General features: G+C 75.0%; 2 protein-coding genes. Both read right to left on the reverse strand.

The genetic code is table 11. The features are described 5' to 3' along the window. The coding region (locus tag CKO13_RS11860; RefSeq protein WP_200261296.1) for a thiolase family protein at window positions 1-1,181 on the reverse strand (1,181 nt) is incomplete at its 3' end. A 35-nt stretch (window positions 1,182-1,216) separates the two neighbouring features. Continuing rightward, a partial coding sequence (locus CKO13_RS11865; RefSeq protein WP_200261298.1) for a peptidoglycan DD-metalloendopeptidase family protein occupies window positions 1,217-2,018 on the reverse strand: 802 nt, incomplete at its 5' end.

The raw sequence follows: 2,018 nt of genomic DNA on the forward strand, positions 1-2,018 counted from the left end.
AGGCGCTCGAGCGCCAGGGCCACGCCCTGGCCGCCGCCGATGCACATCGTCGCCACGCCGCGCTCGATACCGTCGCGCTGCATGGAGTGGAGCAGCCGCGTGGTAAGGATGGCGCCGGTGGCGCCGATGGGGTGGCCGTGGGCGATGGCGCCGCCCTCGACGTTGACCCGCTCCGGGTCGAGGCCGAGGTCGCGGGTCACGGCGATGGCGATGGCGGCGAAGGCCTCGTTGATCTCCCAGCGCTCGACGTCGCCGGTGGACCAGCCGGCGCGCTGCAGGCACTGGTGCACCGCGGGGATGGGGCCGAGGCCGAACATCCCCGGCTCGACGGCGCCGACGCCGTAGGCGACGAGCCGCGCCGCCGGGGTGAGCCCGTGCCGCCGGGCGGCCTCCTCCTCGGCGACGACCATCGCCGCGGCGCCGGTGTTGATCCCGGGGGCGTTGCCGGCGGTGATGGTGCCGTCCTTGCGGAAGGCCGGGCGCAGCTTCTGCAGCCCCTCCACGGAGGCGTCGCCGCGGTTGTGCTCGTCGACGTCGAAGCGCTTGGTGCCCTTGCGGTCCGGCACCTCCACGGGGGTGATCTCGGCCTCGAAGAGCCCCTCGGCCTGGGCGGCCGTGAAGCGCTGGTGGGAGCGCGCCGCCCACTCGTCCTGCTCCTCGCGGCCGAGGCCGTAGCGGTCGACGAGGTCCTCGGTGTGCCAGCCGGAGTGCTGGTCGGAGAAGGCGTCGTTGAGCCCGTCGTTGAGCACGGCGTCGAGGAGCTGGCCGTGGCCGAGGCGGTAGCCGTCGCGGGCCTTCATGAGCATGTACGGCGCCCGGTCCATGTTCTCCATGCCGCCGGCGACGGCCGTGTCGGCGAAGCCGAGGGCCACCTCCTGGAAGGCGTTGGCGACGGCCTGGGCGCCGGAGCCGCAGACGCGGTTGACGGTCAGCGCCGGGACCTCGACGGGGACGCCGCCGTTGACGGCGGCCTGGCGGGCCGGGTTCATGCGGCAGCCGGCCTGGACGACGTTGCCGAGGACGACGCCGTCGACGGCGGCCGGGTCGAGCCCGGAGCGCTCGAGCGTCGAGCGGACGACGGTGGCCCCCAGGTCGGGGGCGGGGACGCTCTTCAGGGAGCCGCTGAAGGTCCCGATGGCGGTCCGGGTGGGGGCGCAGATGACGACACGGCGCTCGGGCATGGCGTTGCCTCCTAATGGTTCTCGTTCGTCAGGTGTCAGAGGAAGAGCTCGGGATCCACGGTATTACCATTGAGTACGACGCTCCAGTGCAGGTGCGGCCCCGTCACGCGGCCCGTGGCGCCGACCGTGCCGATGGGCTGGCCGCGGGCGATGCGCTCGCCCGCCTCGACCCCGATGGTGGCCATGTGGCAGTACATCGTCACCAGCCCGTCGCCGTGGTCGATGAGCACGGTCTTGCCGTTGAAGTAGTAGTCGCCCCGGGCGACGACGCGGCCCGCCTCGGCGGCCTCGATGGGGGTGCCGCGGGGGGCGGCGAGGTCGAGGCCGCTGTGGGGGTTGCGCGGCTTGCCGTTGAGGAAGCGCCGCACCCCGAACCGGGAGCTCCGCTGCCCCTCGGCGACGGGGTGGTGCAGGTCCAGGCGCGGGTGCGCCGCCACGGCGCGGCTGCGGTAGGCCGCGCGGATGGTGCGCTGCTCGCGGCGGATGCGCTCGAGGGTCTCCGCCGGCGGGGTGACCATCTCCCGGTCGGGGATCTCGATGTGCTGCGCCGGGTAGGTGTGGGCCCGGACCCGGAACGTGCGCTCGGCGCCGTCGACCTGGAGGGTGTGGCGGCCCGGCTCGGCGTCCAGGTCGATGCCGACGATCGCCTCCCAGCCGCCCTCCGGCTTGGCGCTGACCCGCACCGGGCTCCCCTGGTAGCGGACCGCCTCCGGGCGCTGCGCGGTCTCGAGGTCGACGCGGGCGACGCCGCCGGGCACCGGCCACGGCATCAGCGGCGCGGCGCCGGCGGCGCCGGCGGCGAGGGCCAGGAGCAGGGCGAGGGCGCCGCGCAGGGCG

Origin of the sequence: Halorhodospira neutriphila (genome assembly GCF_016584055.1) — a bacterium.
GTDB lineage: Bacteria > Pseudomonadota > Gammaproteobacteria > Nitrococcales > Halorhodospiraceae > Halorhodospira > Halorhodospira neutriphila.